The 15,843-nt window shown below is 73.3% G+C and carries 14 protein-coding genes and 1 pseudogene; 9 read left to right on the top strand and 6 right to left on the bottom strand.

Annotated elements, in window-relative coordinates:
• Positions 1 to 16: 16 nt before the first annotated feature.
• A complete protein-coding gene (locus AB0F29_RS24420) occupies positions 17 to 1,051 on the bottom strand; it encodes a WD40 repeat domain-containing protein (protein WP_361875549.1) in 1,035 nt (344 codons plus the stop codon).
• Between AB0F29_RS24420 and AB0F29_RS24425 the strand changes: the two genes are divergently transcribed.
• The 3 genes and pseudogenes from AB0F29_RS24425 to AB0F29_RS24435 all read left to right on the top strand — a co-directional run bounded on the left by AB0F29_RS24425 (position 1,050) and on the right by AB0F29_RS24435 (position 3,466).
• On the top strand, positions 1,050 to 1,814 hold the full coding sequence (locus AB0F29_RS24425) for a GDSL-type esterase/lipase family protein (RefSeq protein ID WP_361875551.1): 765 nt from the start codon (positions 1,050 to 1,052) through the stop codon (positions 1,812 to 1,814). The two genes, AB0F29_RS24420 and AB0F29_RS24425, sit on opposite strands and share 2 nt — an antisense overlap.
• A 473-nt stretch (positions 1,815 to 2,287) precedes the next feature.
• A pseudogene (locus AB0F29_RS24430) lies at positions 2,288 to 2,761 on the top strand (DUF4157 domain-containing protein); the annotation flags it as partial.
• The gene (locus AB0F29_RS24435) at positions 2,756 to 3,466 is read left to right on the top strand and encodes a putative adhesin (RefSeq protein WP_361875786.1); all 711 of its coding nucleotides are present in this window, start codon (positions 2,756 to 2,758) and stop codon (positions 3,464 to 3,466) included. The pseudogene AB0F29_RS24430 and the gene AB0F29_RS24435, both read left to right, overlap by 6 nt.
• A gap of 198 nt (positions 3,467 to 3,664) precedes the next feature.
• On the opposite strand, the gene AB0F29_RS24440 is transcribed toward AB0F29_RS24435, so the two are convergent.
• A complete protein-coding gene (locus AB0F29_RS24440) occupies positions 3,665 to 4,306 on the bottom strand; it encodes a TetR/AcrR family transcriptional regulator (protein ID WP_361875553.1) in 642 nt (213 codons plus the stop codon).
• Between the two features lie 353 nt (positions 4,307 to 4,659).
• Between AB0F29_RS24440 and AB0F29_RS24445 the strand changes: the two genes are divergently transcribed.
• On the top strand, positions 4,660 to 5,538 hold the full coding sequence (locus AB0F29_RS24445; protein ID WP_361875556.1) for a hypothetical protein: 879 nt from the start codon (positions 4,660 to 4,662) through the stop codon (positions 5,536 to 5,538).
• 78 nt (positions 5,539 to 5,616) lie between these two features.
• Here AB0F29_RS24445 and AB0F29_RS24450 read toward each other — a convergent pair whose 3' ends face one another.
• A complete protein-coding gene (locus AB0F29_RS24450) occupies positions 5,617 to 7,914 on the bottom strand; it encodes a glycoside hydrolase family 3 N-terminal domain-containing protein (RefSeq protein ID WP_361875788.1) in 2,298 nt (765 codons plus the stop codon).
• A gap of 336 nt (positions 7,915 to 8,250) precedes the next feature.
• Between AB0F29_RS24450 and AB0F29_RS24455 the strand changes: the two genes are divergently transcribed.
• Complete coding sequence (locus tag AB0F29_RS24455) at positions 8,251 to 8,850, top strand: TetR/AcrR family transcriptional regulator (protein WP_018958676.1); 600 nt, start codon at positions 8,251 to 8,253, stop codon at positions 8,848 to 8,850.
• A 127-nt stretch (positions 8,851 to 8,977) separates the two neighbouring features.
• Here AB0F29_RS24455 and AB0F29_RS24460 read toward each other — a convergent pair whose 3' ends face one another.
• The 3 genes from AB0F29_RS24460 to AB0F29_RS24470 form a co-directional block, all read right to left on the bottom strand.
• A complete protein-coding gene (locus tag AB0F29_RS24460) occupies positions 8,978 to 9,496 on the bottom strand; it encodes a GerMN domain-containing protein (protein WP_361875559.1) in 519 nt (172 codons plus the stop codon).
• A complete protein-coding gene (locus tag AB0F29_RS24465) occupies positions 9,493 to 10,980 on the bottom strand; it encodes a HAMP domain-containing sensor histidine kinase (RefSeq protein WP_361875791.1) in 1,488 nt (495 codons plus the stop codon). The genes AB0F29_RS24460 and AB0F29_RS24465 overlap by 4 nt, the downstream gene beginning before the upstream one ends.
• Positions 10,981 to 11,120: 140 nt before the next feature.
• Entirely contained in the window at positions 11,121 to 11,837 is a 717-nt protein-coding gene (locus AB0F29_RS24470; protein ID WP_361875562.1) for a response regulator transcription factor, read from the bottom strand.
• A gap of 134 nt (positions 11,838 to 11,971) precedes the next feature.
• On the opposite strand from AB0F29_RS24470, the gene AB0F29_RS24475 reads away from it, so the two are divergent.
• Genes AB0F29_RS24475 through AB0F29_RS24490 form a run of 4 tightly spaced genes read left to right on the top strand, consistent with a single transcriptional unit; the run spans position 11,972 to position 15,772 of the window.
• Positions 11,972 to 12,649: a hypothetical protein gene (locus AB0F29_RS24475; RefSeq protein WP_361875565.1), complete on the top strand. Its 678-nt coding sequence runs from the start codon at positions 11,972 to 11,974 to the stop codon at positions 12,647 to 12,649.
• A complete protein-coding gene (locus tag AB0F29_RS24480; RefSeq protein ID WP_361875568.1) occupies positions 12,646 to 13,719 on the top strand; it encodes a peptidoglycan-binding domain-containing protein in 1,074 nt (357 codons plus the stop codon). Before AB0F29_RS24475 ends, AB0F29_RS24480 begins: the two co-directional genes overlap by 4 nt.
• Entirely contained in the window at positions 13,716 to 14,576 is an 861-nt protein-coding gene (locus tag AB0F29_RS24485; RefSeq protein ID WP_361875571.1) for an ABC transporter ATP-binding protein, read from the top strand. Before AB0F29_RS24480 ends, AB0F29_RS24485 begins: the two co-directional genes overlap by 4 nt.
• Positions 14,573 to 15,772: an ABC transporter permease gene (locus tag AB0F29_RS24490; protein WP_361875574.1), complete on the top strand. Its 1,200-nt coding sequence runs from the start codon at positions 14,573 to 14,575 to the stop codon at positions 15,770 to 15,772. The genes AB0F29_RS24485 and AB0F29_RS24490 overlap by 4 nt, the downstream gene beginning before the upstream one ends.
• Positions 15,773 to 15,843 lie beyond the last annotated feature (71 nt).

Raw genomic sequence — 15,843 nt, forward strand, 5'->3', positions numbered from 1 at the left:
CCGCTGGAAGCTCCGCCTACCTACGCCGCCGCTTCAACGCGAACCAGACGGCCACCGCCCCGACGAGGACGGCTGCCCCGAGGGTCGCGTTGCCGCCGCCGCCCTCATCCGCGTCGCCGGCGCTCCCCGGGTCGCCGCCCTTCGAGGGGGACCCGGAACCCTCGCCGGACCCGGACCCCGAACCGCTCCCCGACCCGCCCTCCGTCTCCACACGGACGACCTCGCTGCCGGCCCCCTCCGAGCCGAACATCAGGGCCGAGCCGTCAGCCGTGTACGTCACCGACTCGGCCTGCCGCTGGAACGGGGCGGCGACCGACCGGTCCTCACGCAGGCGGCCCTTCTCGAAGGCGTACGCGCGGGCGCTGAAGTACGAGCGCAGCACCAGACGGGTCCCGTCCGGTGAGAAGGCCCCGTCCGTGACCCACGGCACCTCGCCGACGCGCCGGAACACGTTCGGGTTGTCGGCGGTGAGCTTCGCGGGGCCTTCGTAGAGGCCGCCGCCGTCCTCGTTCTTGGAGGCGATGTAGACGCGGCCGGTCTTCGGGTGGACCATCAGCGCCTCGGCGTTGCGGGCCCCGTCGGCGTACGTCACGTCGTACTGCACGGCCGTGACCGTGGCATCGCGCAGGGTCTTCGGCTCGGGGAAGCGGTAGATCCAGACGTGGTCCCAGGTGCCGTCGAGGTTGTCGCCGATGTCACCGACGTAGAGGTCGCCGTCCGGCCCGATCGAGATGCCCTCGACGTCCCTCGGCTCCCCCACGCCCCGCATCGTGATGGTCGCGAGGGTCTTCCCGGTGCGGGAGTCGACGGCGTAGACGTAGGGGCCGTCGTCGCTGTCGTTGTGCGTCCAGTAGACGCCGGGGTGCGCGCGGCTGGCGGCGAGGCCGCTGGACTCGGTGATACGGGGGTCCTCGATCGTGAAGTCACGGTCGGGCCGTCCGTCGTCGGCCACGGCCGGACCGGCCCCGGCGAACAGCGGAAGGGCGACGGCGAGAGCGGCGGCGAGGGTGGCGGCGGCGCGGCCCGCCGGGCCGGTCGGATACGAGCGCATGGCCCAAGTGTCCATCGTCACGTCGCAGGCCGGAGCCGTGATCGGCCATGATGACGCCATGCGTTTTCTCCCGGTCGGCGATTCCATGACCATCGGCGCCACCGGCGACTTCACCTGGCGCTACCGCCTGTGGCAGCACTTCGAGGAGTCCGCCGGCCTCCGGTACGAGATCGTCGGCCCGCGCACGACGCTGTACGACATCGAGGCGAACGGCCCGGTCTCCCACGCGTACGCCGACCCGTCCTTCCCGCCCGCCGCCCGCCGGCACCTGGCCGGCTGGGGCGAGGGCTGGCTGCACATGGCCCCGGTGATCGCGGACGCGGTGCGCCAGGCGGAGGCGGACGTCCTGCTGGTCTCGCTCGGCCTGATAGACCTCGGGTTCTACACGGACGCCGAGCAGACGGCGGCCAACGCCCGCGCGTTCATCACGGCGGCCCGCACGGCCAACCCGCGCCTGCGCATGGTGCTGCTCCCGGTGATACCGAACATCCGGGCCGTGACGGACACCCCCTTCGCCGCCTCCTGCGCCCACTTCAACGACCTCCTCGCCAAGGCCGTGGCCGACCTCGACGAACCGTCCTCCCCGCTCCTGCTGGCCTCACACCCCACGGCGTACGACATCCGCACGGACACCTACGACGGCACCCACCCCGGCCCGACGGGCGAGCACAGACTCGCCGCCGCCTTCGCCGACGCGATGCACCAGGCGTGGGGGCTGGGCGGACCGTACGCCGAGCGCCACGCGCCGGCGCGGGCTGCCTGACGACCCGGGCAGGTGTGCCGGCGAGCATCGCGCGCGTGCCGCCGCATCGTCACGATCAGGGAGGGCAGGGACGTGGAGGGGGTGGCCGAGGCCCGGACGGGATGAGGATTCCCGGCTCGCGCCGGCCGGCGTGGCCGGTGCCCGTGGCCGGTGCCCACGCGGGTCACCGGCGTGACATCGGTGCAGACGGGCGGACAGCCCTGCCTCCGTGTCGTCGGGGGAAGCACGTGGGACCTCTCAGGCCACTCCGCCTTGCCCTCGTATACCTGGACTCTGCGCCTGCCGGCCGTGTAGCCAGTAAGAGATGCCATTTCCCGGCTACTGCGGAGCCGTCCTTGAGTGATCACGCGAACTTGAAGAAGCCCACCAGCACTGGCCGGGCACCATCCCGGACGTCTGAGGTCGCACCGCAGGTGCAGCCCGCGGGCCTGTTGGCCCAGCAGGCCGCGGTAGGGAACGCCGCCGTCGTCCAGATGCTCCGCCGGCCCGGCCGTCCCCGTGTCCAGCCGCGGCCCGAACAGCATCGGCACGACCCCGACTGCGGCCACCAGACCACCCCGCGAGCCGAGTCCACGGACACGACGCCAGTACAGCGGTCCGCTGTCCACGACGTGCTCCGCACCTCCGGCAGGTCCATGGACGACACGACCCGCACCGACATGGAGACCCGGCTGGGGGCGGACTTCTCCGACGTCCGCATCCACGACGACTCCGCGGCCAGGGCGTCGGCCGCCGAGGTCGGTGCCCGCGCCTACACCTCCGGCCACCATGTCGTCATCGGCGACGGCGGCGGCGACAAGCACACCCTTGCCCACGAGTTGACCCACGTGATCCAGCAGCGGCAAGGCTCCGTGGCCGGTACCGACAACGGGTCGGGACTCAAGGTCTCCAACCCCTCCGACCGCTTCGAACGCGAAGCCGAAGCCAACGCGACGAGGGCCATGGCGCACAACCCTGCCGTGCAGCGCGCCGAGGAGGAGGACTTTGGAGTCCCGCGAACCGGTGAGACCGCGATCCAGCGCGCACCCGACTCGACAGCCGGGAAGAACCGGCCCAAAATCACTCACGCCGACTCGGACGACGACTGGGAGGCCGACGACACCGCACCGGCGCGCACGGACGGTCTCGTCCTCAGCGGTCACGGCGAGTGGAAGGCCGTGCAGGGCTATTTCAGGATACCTGCGGGAACGAAGGTGCACTTCTATACGCAGCACGGGATGGTCGTCCCCGACGACCTGGGCGGGGAGGTGGAGCAAGGCGACGAGCAGCGCGGCAATGTGGAACAAGGCCAGCATGCCGGCGCCTCACGCACAGTGACGGGCGGGCGGTCGGTACAGAACTACGAGATCTCCTACCCCAGCGGGCTCACCATCAAGGGCGACCCCGTGATCGCCACCCCGGCGGGCGGCGGGTACGACGTCGAGCTCCATCCCGAAACTCAGGCCGCCGTCACCATCAACGTCGCCACGCTCACCGACCCCCGACTTGCCGGCCACTCGATCGTCTTCACCAGAAGCATGCTGCTGAGCGACATCCTCAAGCCCGGCATGGGCGACGTGCACTTCGCCGCCTGTCGCTTCGTCGAGACCGGCAGGCCCGGCACGAGGAACCAGGGCGATGCTGTCAACCCCGGCGGTCTCTTCAACCCCTGACGGACGCCCAGGGCAAGGCGCAGCGAACCACCGCGCGGACACATCACCTCACAACGGCACACGAGTGAGGAGAGAGGTGTCACCCCTCTCCTCACTCGTGCCTCTCCTCGCTCGTGTGGGTGCCGCCTGCTGGAAGTCGGCACGCGACCTCGTCCGCGCCGCCCTGCACGGAAACAGCTACGCACCCCGCGGGCCCCCTCACCCGCTCCGCAGCGATCCCAGCATCGACAGCGCCAGCTGGGTCAGCTCCCCCGAGACCTCCCCGGGGCGGGCCCGGCGGCTGCGGCGGGTGTGGTGGGCCATCAGCTCGTGGACCGTGCCGACCATCACCATCACGTCGACCCGGTGGTCCCGGTCCTCCGCCTCGCCGCGCTCCACCGCCCGTTCGGCCTCCCCCGTCAGGAACTCCGTCCACAGGGCCCGCCAGAGCTTGCAGTGCTCGTCCACCACGGCGCTCACACCCAGTACCTCGACGAACGTCACCCGGGCCTCGCGCGGGTCTCTGGTCACGGCCTCCACGTATGCGTCGAAGAGCAGTTGGACCCGCTCCACGATCGAGTGATTCTCGGTGCCATCGGCCAGGAGTGCGTTCTCCGCCGCCCGCAGCCCGGTCGTCGTGACCCGGTTGTGGAGGGCGATGAGCAGCCCCTCCCGGGAGCCGTACTCCTGACGCAGCACCTCGACCGGCACACCGGCCGCCGCGCACACATCGTGCTCGGCGGTGGCCCGGTATCCGTTGATGCCGTACAACTCCCTGGCTGCTTCCAGAAGTTGTTCGCGCGCCTGTGTGCGCGCGGCATCCCCGGGCCCGGTCCGTTGAACCGTCCAGCTCTCCGCCACCGGTCCTCCTTGAGCGCAAGGTGCGGGAGAGGGGCCTGCGCGCCTCTGCACGAACCGCCGCCCCATTGTGCTCGCCCCACCGCCGTCCGGACGGCCACGCCACACCCATATGGGGGAATACCCACACGCGGAAACGCTTCTTCTTTACGCGCCCCGGATGCGCCGCCTCGGCTGCGCACCGAATTCCCCCAGCACTCGTCCGGCACTCACCCCGCGAGAGCCTCGACAGACCGCCGCCCGAGCACGGCCAGCCCCGCCTTGAACGCGTTCAAACAGCTCTGTCACGATGGTCGTAGCCGCCGCCCCGATGGGGGCGTGCCGCGTGCATCACTGTGCTCAAGGGGGACTGAACAGTGAAGAAGAAGCGTCTGTACGGCCTGTCGCTGCTCCTCTCGATCCTGACCCTGCTCATCGAAGCGGTCATCGCGCTCATCGTGGCCGTCGTGTACGGCTTCACGCAGGAGTCGCCGAGCGCGGGCGGCGGTTCGGTGATGTTCGTCTTCTTCCTGCCCGTGCTCGCCGTGTTCGGGATCGCGGTCGCGGGCGTGCTGTCCGTGGCCCTCGTCTTCCCGACCGCCTGGCTGGGCGGCGTGCTGGGACGCCGGTTCGGCGGGCGGGAGGCGTGGTGGTGGGTTCCGGCGGTGGCGGCCGTCGTCTCCCTCGCGCCCGCCGTCGTCCTGTCCGGCGGTAGGGAGCCTGTCCGTATCGCGGTGGCCTGGCTGCTGACGACGGCCGCGCTCACCGTTCCGGCGCTGCTCTGGCGGTCGCGCCGGGAGCGGGTCTTCGGGCCGGTGCTGCTGTGGGGGCTGGTCGCCGTGGTCCTCACCGCCGTCCTCGGCGGCGTCGGTCTGGCGACGGGGGCCATTCCCGAGTACCGTCCGCCGGCGGTCACCTCGGCGGAGCTGGTCGGGCGCTGGTCCGACGGCCACGGCGGAACGATCGCGTTCACGGCGGACGGCCGGGTCGCCGTCGTCGGTCTCGGCGCCGAGGACGACACCGACGGCGGTGACGACAGCGATCGCGAACCCGACGCGTGTACGGGGCAGGGCACCTGGACGTACGAAGCCGGTGGGGACACGAGGTCGCAGGTGTTGAACATCCACGTCGACCCGTGCAGGTTCGGCTACTGGAACGTCGGCGGCACGGAGAGCCGGCCCACCCTCTACCAGTACATCGGCGACCCGGACTCCGGGGACCTGTACGAGCTGACGAGGACGTCCGGCGGCTCCTGACCGGACACCCCCTGCCACCGGTGCCGTGCACCCCGGCCACCACCGGCACCGTGCCCCCGGCCCCCCGGCCCCCCCGGCTCAGCCCTTGACCGTGAACTCCCCCCGCAGCAGCGCCTCGTCGCGGGACGACGGGCCCACCAGCAGCTCGAAGCGGCCCGGCTCCACGACGCGGAGGCCCTCCGCGTCCACGAGAGTGCAGTCGGCCGCCGGGAGTTCGAAGAGGATCTCCTGCGACTCCCCGGGGGCCAGCGCCACCTGCCGGTAGGCCTTCAGCTCCTTCTCCGCCCAGGTCACCGACGTCACCGTGTCGCTCACGTACACCTGCACCGTCTCCAGCGCGGGCCGCGCCCCCGTGTTCGTCACCGTGACCCGGGCCCGTACGGTCTCCGACACGTCGACCACCGACGTCAGCACCTCCAGGTCCGTGTAGTCGACCGTCGTGTAGCTCAGCCCCTCGCCGAACGCGAACGCCGGGCGCTGGGTGAGGTCCGCGTAGCGCGAGCCGTGCTGGCCGCGCACCTGGTTGTAGTACGTCGGCTGCTGGCCCGCGTGCCGGGCGAAGGACAGCGGCAGCCGGCCGGTCGGCTCGATCAGGCCGAGCAGCAGCTCCGCGACCGCCCGGCCGCCGAGCATCCCGGGGTTGGCCGCGTACACGATCGCCGCCGCGCCGAGCGCGGACGGCGGCAGCACCAGGGGCTTCGAGCTGATCACCACGACCACCAGCGGCTTGCCCGTCGCCGCCAGGGCGTCGAGCAACGCCACCTGGTCGCCGACGAGTTCGAGTGTGGCGGTGGACTTGCCCTCGCCGATCAGCTCGATCCGGTCGCCCACGACGGCCACCACGTGGTCGGCCGCCTCGGCGGCGGCGACCGCCTCCGCGATCAGCCGGGCGTCGGGGGCCGCCGGGACGACCACCTCCGGGCGGGGCTGGCCGTCCGGGAAGAACGCGCCCTCCGGGTCGGGGCCCACGTCGAGGATGCGGGCTCCGGGCGCGTACGAGACGGTCCAGTCGGCGGGCACGTGGTCGCGGAAGCCGTCGAGGACGGTACGGATCATGGCGCGCGGCTGGCCCTCCGGCAGCCAGTCGGCCTGGCCCGACGATCCGGCCCAGTCGCCCAACTGGGTCTGCGCGTCGTCCGCGTTGGGGCCGATGACCGCCACCGTACGAGAACGGGGGCTGCCGGAGGCGAGGGGCCGGCCCCGGCCCTCGTCGTCCGCCGCCAGGCCGCCCGCGAACGGCAGCGTGCCGTCATTGGTCAGCAGCACCAGCGAGCGGCGGGCCGCCTCCAGGTTCAGCACGGCGTGCGCCCCGCTGCCGATGACCTCGGCCTGCCGGGCCGCGTCGGGGTGGCGCGGGTCCTCGAAGAGACCCAGCTCGAACTTGAGCGTCAGGATCCGGCGTACGGCGGCTTCGATCTCAGCCTCCGTCAACGCACCCTGCGCCACGGCCTCCTGGGCCCCTGCGAAGAAGTTCGACGTGGTCATCACCATGTCGTTGCCCGCGCGGACCGCCGCCGCCGACGCCTGCGCGTAGTCGGCGTAGACCTTCTGCTCCCACACCATGCGGCCGACGTTGTCCCAGTCGGTGACCAGGGTCCCGGTGTAGCCCCACTCACCGCGCAGCACGTCGTTGAGCAGCCAGTTGTTCACGGTGATCGGCACGCCGTCCATCGACTGGTAGCCGAGCATGAACGTACGGCAGCCCTCCTTGGCGACCCGCTCGAACGGCGGCAGGAACCAGGAGCGCAGCTTGCGCCGCGAGATGTCGGCCTCGCTGGCGTCCCGGCCGCCCTGGGTCTCCGAGTACCCGGCGAAGTGCTTGGCGCAGGCCAGGATCGCGGTCGGGTCGTCGAGGCCGTCGCCCTGGTAGCCGCGCACCATCGCGGAGGCCAGCTCGCCGATGAGGAACGGGTCCTCGCCGAACGTCTCGCTCACCCGGCCCCACCGCAGGTCCCGGGTGATGCAGAGCACCGGCGAGAACGTCCAGTGCACCCCGGTCGCCGCGACCTCGACCGCCGTGGCCCGGGCGATCCGCTCCACCAGCTCCGGGTCCCAGGTGGCGGCCATCCCGAGCTGCGTCGGGTAGATCGTGGCCCCCTCCCAGAAGGAGTGCCCGTGGATGCAGTCCTCGGCGACGAGCAGCGGGATGCGCAGCCGGGTCCTCCCGATGAGCACGGCGGCCTCGCTCACCCGCTCCGGCGAGGCGTGCAGGATCGATCCCGCGTGCAGGTCCTCGACGAGGTGCCGCACCCCCTCCTTGGCGTTGAGCTGGAGCATCTGGCCGACCTTCTCGGGCAGCGTCATGCGCCCCAGGAGGTCGGCGACCCGCTCCGCGACGGGCAGCGCGGGGTCGAGGTACGGCGGCTTGAGGCCCACAGGAGTTCCTTTCACGAAAGCACTCCGCCGTACCGTACGCTCAATCCCGACCGCTTGGTAAGTATTGGGGGAACCGGGATTCGCTCCTGTGAGAATCTGGGCCGGAGCGGAGGGAGCGGCGGTGCGAGAGAGGTGTCCGATTCCGATGACGACGGCGAGTACGGGTTCAGCGAGTTCCCCGGGGCCGGCCGGCCTGGCGGGTTCGGCGAGCTCCATAGGTTCGGCGGGTTCGGCGTGTTCCACGGGTTCGGCGGGTTCGGGCGGTACCTCGGGCCTGGCGGGTTCGGCGGGTTCCCCAGGCCCGGCCGGCCTGGCGGGTTCGGCGGGTGATCGCGCGTGACCTCCGGGACTCCGCGCGGCTACGCCAAGGGCCGGGCCAAGCGGACCGAGATCCTCGACCAGGCGATGGCCCTGTTCGGCGAGGCCGGCTACCGGGGCGCGTCGCTCCGGGTGATCGCCACCCGCTGCGGCATATCCCACCCGGGCCTCCTCCACCACTTCCCGACGAAGGAGGCCCTGCTCCTCGCCGTGCTCCAGCATCGCGACGACGTGGACGACGCGTGGCTGGCCCTGGGCGTGACCCGGGGCGTCGACCATCTGCGCCGGCTGACCGACCTCGCGGAGCTGAACGCGAAGCGGCGCGGGATCGTCGAGCTGTTCTCGGTGGTCGCGGCGGAGGCCACCTCCCCCGACCACCCGGCGCACGCGTACTTCGAGGCCCGCTACCGCACCTCGCTCGCCAACACCGAGCTGGCCTACCGCCAGGCCCGGGAGGCGGGCGAACTCCGGGAGGACGTCGACCCGTCGGCCGCCGCGCAGCAGCTCATCGCGCTGATGGACGGCCTCCAGATCCAGTGGCTGATCAGCGACTGCGCGACGGACATGGCGGGCGTGCTGCGGGCCCACGTCCAGACGCAGGTGACCGTACGGTTCTGACGGGTCTGCCACTCCTCCCCCGGCCGGGCAGCAGGCCCTGCCCCCACGGCCTAGCACCCCGCCGCGCCCCGCCCCACGGCCGGGCAGCGGGCCCCGCCCTCACGGCGGGGCCCGCCCGCCGCGCCCCTCAGCCGCCCAGATACCCCGCGCACCGCAGCGGCCCCAGCACCGGCCCCTCCCTCGGGCGGATCGTCACCTCCACGTCGTCGGCCCGGACCTCCGCCTCGCGCACGGACTGGAAGCTGGCGATCGTGCAGACCAGCTGCCCCGTCACCTGTGCCCGCGCCTCCGCCCAGTACGAGTCCTCCAGATCCACGGTGACGCGGGGCCCGTCCCCGGTCACGGTGTAGCCGCTGGGGGCGTGGAGCAGGGTGGTCAGCCCCTCGCGCCGCTCGGCGGCCGTCGGCCCCTGGGCGAGCAGCTTCATCACCGCGTCGAGGCTGCTGATGTCCCGGTCCAGCACGGGCACGGCCCGCAGCCCGGTGTCGGAGGCGTAGTACAGCCGCATCCCGCGCGTCAGCCCGGTCGCGGGCTCGCCCGCCTCTATCACCCCGGTCGGCTGGACCCCGCACCCGACGAGCACGGCCCCCAGCACGGCGAGGACGACCCCCCGCACCGAGGGGACGACCCCCCGCAAGCGCCTCACTCGTCCCCCTCCCCCACGTGCCGCAAGGGCAGCCGCAGCGTGAACACCGCGCCGCCCTCCGGCCCTTGGCCGACCTCGATGGTTCCGCCGTGCAGCCGCGCGTTCTCCAGCGCGATGGCCATGCCGAGGCCGCTGCCCTGCCCGAAGAGTTCGCCCTGCCCGAGAACTTCGCCCGCCCCGGGGCCGCCACCCCGGCCGCCGTCCTCGATCGTGCGGCGCGTGCGCGCCGCGTCCGCCTTGTAGAACCGGTCGAAGACCCGCTCCCGGGCCTCCGGCGGCAGCCCCGGGCCGTGGTCGGCGACCTCCAGCGTCACCCGGTCGCCGCCGGGCGCGGCCAGGGTGACCGTGACCGGCGGCGCCCCGTGCCGCAGCGCGTTGCCCACCAGGTTCGCCACGATCACGTCGATCCGCCGCCGGTCGACCACGGCCCTTACGTCCTCGCGGAGTTCGACGGCCACCCGGTCCGTCCACCCGCGCAGCGCCAGCGACGCCCGTACGGTGTCGGCGAGGTCCGTCGGGGCCGCGTTGAGGCGGGCCGCCCCGGCGTCGAAGCGGGAGATCTCCATCAGGTCCTCGACGAGCCGGGACAGCCGGGCGGTCTCCGCGCCGACGGTACGGGCGGCGTGGGCGGCGTCCGGCGGCAGCTGGTCGGCGTCCTCCTCCAGGACCGTCGCCACCATCGTCATCGCCGCCAGGGGCGTGCGCAGTTCGTGCGACACGTCCGCCACGAACCGCCGCGCCTTCGCCTCCTGCGCCCGCAACTCCGCGTCGGACGCCTGGAGTGCGTCGGCCGTCTCGTTGAACGTCCTTGCCAGGCCGGCCAGTTCGTCGTGGCCACGGACCGCGACCCGGCTGCCGAGGTCCCCGGCGGCCAGCTCACGGGTGGCCCGCCCCAGCTTCCGTACCGGCCGCAGGACCGTCCCGGCGGCCAGCAGCGCCAGCAGCGCGGCCAGCACCACCACCGGCACGGTCCCCGTCCGTACGGAGTCCAGCAGGGCGGCGGTGTCGTCGCGCTCGGCCCGCAGGTCGGTGATCACGAAGACCTCCAGGCCCGACGTGCGCCGGTCCCCGTCGGCGTACGTCACGGGCGTGCCGACGACCAGATACGGATCGCCCCGCCACTGGACCCGCTGGAACCGGGCCCCGTCACCCGAGCGGACAGCGGCCCGCAGCTCGGTGGTGATCCGGCCCTCCGTGTCGGCGTACGCGCCGGAGACGGCGGACAGGTCCTGGTGGCGGGCGACCACGATGCGCGCGCCCAGGCCCTCGGAGACCTTCGCCGCGAACCGGGCCAACGCCCGCTGGTCGGGCGGCAGATCGAAGCCCGCGGCGACGGAGGCGACCCGCTCCCGGACGTCGTTCACGGCGGTGTTCTGGGTGCGCTGGAGGACGGCGGTGCGGGCGTCCCGGTAGGCGAGGGCGGTCGCGGTCACCGCGCTGACGAGGGCGACGAGGACGAAGGTGACGACGAGCCTGACCCGCAGCCCGCCGACGAACCGCCGTGAGCCGTGCCCGACGGCGCGCCGGAACGAGCGCCGGGGGCCCGGGGGCCCTCCCGTCCGGGGCCCCTGATGGGAGGGCCCCCGGGGGACGGGCCGGGCGGAGCCCCTGCGGGCGGGCCGTCTCACAGCGGCCCGAAGCGGTAGCCGAAGCCCCGCACGGTCTGTACGTACCGGGGCCTGGCCGGCACGTCCTCGATCTTGGCCCGCAGCCGGCCCACCGCCGCGTCCACCAGCCGGGAGTCGCCCAGGAAGGTGTGGTCCCACACCGAGGCGAGGAGCTGCTCCCGGGTGAGGACCCGGCCGGGCGAGGCCGACAGCTCCAGCAGGACCCGCAGCTCGGTGGGCGGGAGGGGAACGGCCGCCCCGCGCTTGGTGACGGTCAGCCCGGCCCGGTCGATCACCAGGCCGGCGTGATCGGTGCGGTCGGCTTCGGGGGCCCGCCCGGCGGGCCCCTGCCGGGGATACGGTTCCGCGCGGCGCAGGGCGGCCCGGATGCGGGCCTCCAGGACGGGCGCGGTGACCGGCTTGACCACGTAGTCGTCGGCCCCCGCCTCCAGCCCGGTCACGATGTCCCGGTCGTCGCCGCGCGCGGTCAGCATGATGACGGGCAGCGTCGCCGTACGGGCCCGGATGCGGCGGCACACCTCGAAGCCGTCCATGCCGGGCAGCATCAGGTCCAGCACGGCCAGTTCGACCCGCGCCCCCCGCTCCCCGGCGAGCAGCGCGAGGGCCTGTTCGCCGGTGGCGGCGGTCTCCACGCCGTACCCGTGCCGGCGCAGCACGAGCTCCATCCCGTCCCGTACGGACGCGTCGTCCTCGATGAGCAGCACATGCGGCATGGGGCCGATTATGCGCACGCCCCGGCCGCCTCCGCTTCCTCCCCCGAGGACGGATGCGCAGGTCGGAGGCATTGTTACGTTCCCATCATCTGGCCATGGACGGGCCATCATCCTCGGCGGCCAGCGTGAGGCCCATGAGCTTCCCCACCCCCACCGCCGGGCTCCGCCTGGCCGCCTTCGTGGCCCTGCCCGTCCTCGCCCTCACGGTCGCCTGCGGCGACGACGGGACCTCCGGAACCAGGAGCCACGACGCCGTCGCCGACGTACCGTCCCCGAAGAGCGAGCCGTCCAAGGCCGCGAGCAGCCCGGGCACCCCGGGCACCCCGAGCACTTCGGGCACTTCGGGCACTTCGGGCGCGAAGAACGCCGGCAAGAGCGCCTACTACGACGCCCAGGTCGCGTTCGTCCAGTGCATGCGCGCCAAGGGCGGCTACAAGGACTTCCCCGACCCCAAGCTCAGCGGCTACCTGGACTGGGAGAAGATCAACGAGATCGGCTCCCGGCCCGGCCGCAACGAGGGCATCAAGGCCGGGAAGAACCACGTCTGCCTGGACGAGCTCCAGGCGTCCATGGCGGTCGAGCCCAAGCGCGACCAGCAGAAGTCCTACGAGTCGATGCTCGCGCACGCCCAGTGCATGCGGGACAACGGCATCAGCCGGTTCACCAACCCGGTGATGTCCGGCGGCAACGCGGTGCCCGGCGGCGACCCGAACCCGGCCTCCCCGGTCTACGACCCCGAGTCGCCCGCGTACAAGGAGGCCCGGGCGGCGTGCGAGTCGAAGCTGCTCGACGGTCTGGACGGCATGCAGTGAAGCGTTCCACCACCGCTCTCCTCGCGCTGGGCGCGGTGACCGCCGCCGTCGCCGGGGGCGTCCTGTTCCTCGGTACCGGCGACGGGGCGGGCGCCCCGGGCGGTGGCGGCGACGGCCTCCCGCCCGCCACGGCCGCCGTCGTCCGCACCGACCTCGTCCTCTCCCGGACCGTCGACGGCAGGATCGACTTCGCCCAGCGCCGCGCCGTCAAGGCCGCCGTGGAGGGCACGGTCACGGTGGCGGCCGTCGAGGGAGAGACCGTGACGCGGGGGCAGGCCCTGTACGAGCTGAACGACAAACCGGTCACGCTCCTCTACGGGCCGGTCCCGGCGTTCCGCGGGATGAAGGCGGGCGACCGGGGCAGCGATGTCCTTCAACTGGAGCGCAACTTGAGGGACTTGGGTTACGGGGCCGGGCTGTACGTCGACACGGAGTACGGCAAGGACACCGAGGCCGCCGTCAAACGGTGGCAGAAGCACCTCAACCGCGAGCCCACCGGGAGGGTCGGCCGGGGCGACGTCGTCTTCCAGCCCGACCGGGTCAAGGTGGTCTCCGCCGACGCGGCCCTCGCCGACCAGGTCGCCCCGGGCGGGCCCGTCCTGACGATCGCCTCCACCGAGCCGGTCGTCCGGGCCCTCCTGGACCAGGCCGACGGCTCGCTCACCGCGCGCGGTACGAAGGTGGAGGTGGCCCTGCCCAGCGGGAAGACCGTGCCCGGGAAGGTCGCCGGGACGGTGCGCCCGGAGGAGGGCGGTACGGAGGACGAGCCCCCGGAGGGCATCACCGTCGAGGTCGTCCTCGACGGTGGCCCCGGCGCGGCCGCCGGCGAGGACGCCGAGGCGGCGGCGAGCGTGACGTTCGTCAGCGAGGCCCGCGAGGGGGTCCTCGCGGTGCCGGTCGAGGCGGTGGTGGCGCTGCGCGGCGAGAACGGGGGGTACGGGCTCCAGATCGTCCGGGGCGCGACCTCGTCGATGGTCCGGGTGGAGACGGGCATGACGGCCGACGGGCGGATCGAGGTCAGCGGCGCGGAGCTGCGCGAGGGCATGAAGGTGGGGGTGGCGAAACCATGACCCCGCCGCCCTCCCGAACCCCCGAGAACGGCCTGGCCTCCCCTGCCCGTCCCGTCCCCCTCGCCCCCGCCCTCCCCGTCGTCGAACTCCGGAACGCCTCGAAGTCCTACCCCGGCGGCGTCCACGCCCTGCGCGCCGTGAACCTCACGGTCCACGAGGGCGAACTCCTCGCGGTGGTCGGCCCGTCCGGCTCCGGCAAGTCCACGATGCTCAACGTCATGGGCACCCTGGACCGGCCCACCACGGGTACGGTCCGGGTCGCCGGATACGACGTGTCCGCGCTCTCCGACGCCCGCCTCTCCGCCCTGCGCGCCCGCCACATCGGCTTCGTGTTCCAGCACTTCCACCTGGCGGCCGGGCGCGACGCGGTGGACAACGTCGCCGACGGGCTGCTGTACACCGGCCTCCCCTCCCGGGAGCGGCGCGACCGGGCCCGCGAGGCGCTGGCCCGCGTACGCCTGGACCACCGGACCTCGCACACCCCGAACGAGCTGTCCGGCGGCGAGAAGCAGCGCGTGGCCATCGCCCGCGCCCTGGTGGGAGAACCCAGGCTCCTGCTGGCGGACGAGCCCACCGGGGCCCTGGACAGCGCGTCCGGCGAGATCGTCATGGAGCTGCTGCACGAGCTGAACGCGTCCGGCACCACGGTCTGCGTGATCACCCACGATCACGGGATCGCGGCCTCGCTCCCGCGCCGGGTCCGTTTCAGGGACGGCGAGATCGTGGCGGACGAACGCTCCCCCGCACGTACGTCGGCAGGCCACTCCACCTCACGCGGACCGGCCGGCCACTTCACCCCCCGTACGCCGGGTGCACGCCCCACCGCACCCACCCCCCGTACGGAGGCCGGCGCATGACCCGTACCCATGGCCTCAGGCCCGCCCGCCTCTCCCCCCGGGACGTCCTGCGCGTCGGCGCGGTCGGGCTGCGGGCGCGCCGGGCCCGGGTGGTGCTCTCGGCGCTCGGGATCGCCATCGGCATCGCGACGATGGTCGCGGTCGTCGGCCTGTCCGAGTCGAGCCGGGCGGACCTGATGTCCCGGCTCGACCGGCTCGGCACCAACCTCCTCACCGCCGAGGCGGCCGAGGACCCCCTCGGGGGCACGGTCGAACTGCCGAAGAACGCGGTGGCGATGGTCGAACGGATCGGCCCGGTGCGACACGCCACGGCCACCGCCGAGGTCGATGCCCGCATCCGGCGGAGCGACGTCGTGCCCGAGGAGCGCACGGCCGGGGTCACCACGCAGGCGGCCCGGACCGACCTGCTCTCCACGCTCGGCGGCGAGGTGGCCCGGGGCACCTGGCTGACCCGGGCCGGCGAGCGCCTGCCCACCGCCGTCCTGGGCGCGGTGGCGGCGGACCGCCTCGGCATCACCCGCCCCGGCGAGACGATCATGCTGAACGACGTCCAGGTGGCCGTCGTCGGGATCCTCGAACCCGTCGAGCTGGCCCCGACCCTGGACCGGGTGGCCCTGATCGGGTTCCCCGCCGCGGCACGCTACTTCGGCTTCGACGGCCACCCCACCACGATCTTCGAGCGCTCCACGGACGCCTCGGTCGAGGACGTACGGGCGGTGCTGGCCCGCACGGTCAGCCCCGGCAACGAGGCCGGCGTCCGGGTCTCGCGCCCCTCGGACGCGCTGGCCGCCCGCGCCGCCGCCGACAAGGGGCTGACGGCCCTGATGCTCGGGCTCGGCGCGGTGGCCCTCCTGGTCGGCGGGGTGGGCGTCGCCAACACGATGGTCATCTCCGTGCTGGAGCGCCGCCAGGAGATCGGCCTGCGCCGCGCGCTGGGGGCGACGCGCAACGCGATCCGGCTCCAGTTCCTGACCGAGTCGCTGCTCCTGTCCTCGCTGGGCGGCGTCGCGGGCGCGTTGCTGGGTTCGGCGGCCACGTACGGGTTCGCGCGGGCGCAGGGGTGGACGGCGGTGGTCCCGCCCTGGTCCCTGGCGGGCGGCCTGGCCGCGACCCTGGTGATCGGCGTGGTCGCGGGCCTCTACCCGGCGATCCGCGCCTCGCGCCTGCACCCGACGGTGGCGCTTAACGCGACCTGAGGAGCGCGACCTTAGGAGCGCGACCTGGGGAGCGCGACCAGAGGAGCGCGACCAGAGGAGGTAGGGCGCGA

It is taken from the genome of Streptomyces sp. NPDC026589 (genome assembly GCF_040638385.1).
In the GTDB taxonomy this organism is placed as follows: Bacteria; Actinomycetota; Actinomycetes; order Streptomycetales; family Streptomycetaceae; genus Streptomyces.